Genomic DNA, 961 nt, shown 5'->3' with positions numbered 1-961 from the left:
GGAGCAGGTCGGGCAGCGTCTGCTGCCGTTGGCCGACCGCCTGCCCTGGCAAGCCGTGCACATGGACATCACCGATGACAACGTGGTCTGGCAGCGCGATGCCCAGCGGCATTGGCAGATTGAAGGCGTGATCGATTTTGGCGACCTGGTGCGCACCTGGCGCATTGCCGACCTGTCGGTGACCTGCGCGGCGCTGCTGCATCATGCCGAGGGTGATCCGTTCGCGATCCTGCCGGCGATCCAGGCGTGCCACCGGATCACGCCGTTGCAGCGCGAAGAGTTGCAGGTGCTATGGCCGCTGATCGTCGCGCGGGCCGCGGTGTTGGTGCTGAGCAGCGAACAGCAGCAACGCCTGGATCCGGATAACGCGTACCTGTTGAAGAATGCCGAGCATGAGTGGGAAATTTTCCACGTAGCCACCTCGGTGCCCTTTGAATTGATGGAGGCGGCGATCCTGAACTGCGTCGGTGCCGAATTGCCGCCGATTGTCGGTGAAGGCTTCGCGCCTTTGTTGCCGGGGCTCGTTGGGCGTGAATTCGCGTTGATCGATCTGGGCGTGCTCAGCCCGCATTTCGAGGCCGGTAACTGGGAGCAGGAGGGCATTGATCGCCGATTGCTGGAACAAGCGGCCGTGGTCCATGGCCTGGCAGCCAGTCGTTATGGTCAATACCGTCTGTCCCGCACCCAACCCGACAGTGCCGTCGAGCCGGACACCTTCGCGCTTCACGTAGAACTGCACATGCCCTTGGGCGCCACGGTGGAAGCACCGTTCGCCGGCACCTTGCGCCATGGCGCCGACGGCCTGCTGAGCCTGCATAGCGCCCAGTTGAGTGTTCGGCTGTGGGGCGTGAACGCCTTGTTGAAGCACGGCGCCGCAGTGGTAAAAGGCCAGGTAATCGGCGACGTGGTCGCGCCGCTGACAGTACAACTGTGCCGCGCCGAGCTTGAGCCGCCGCTGTTC

1 protein-coding gene is annotated in these 961 nt (G+C 63.9%); it reads left to right on the top strand.

Going from position 1 to position 961, the window contains the following annotated elements:
- Positions 1-961, top strand: a 961-nt coding sequence (locus tag HX846_RS37485) for a phosphotransferase (protein ID WP_178967497.1), incomplete at both ends; no start/stop codon positions are given.

The sequence above is a fragment of the Pseudomonas sp. K5002 genome (assembly GCF_013386655.1).
In the GTDB taxonomy this organism is placed as follows: domain Bacteria; phylum Pseudomonadota; class Gammaproteobacteria; order Pseudomonadales; family Pseudomonadaceae; genus Aquipseudomonas.
Note: the sequence above shows the minus strand (reverse complement) of the source record. Positions and strands in the feature narration are given on the sequence as shown.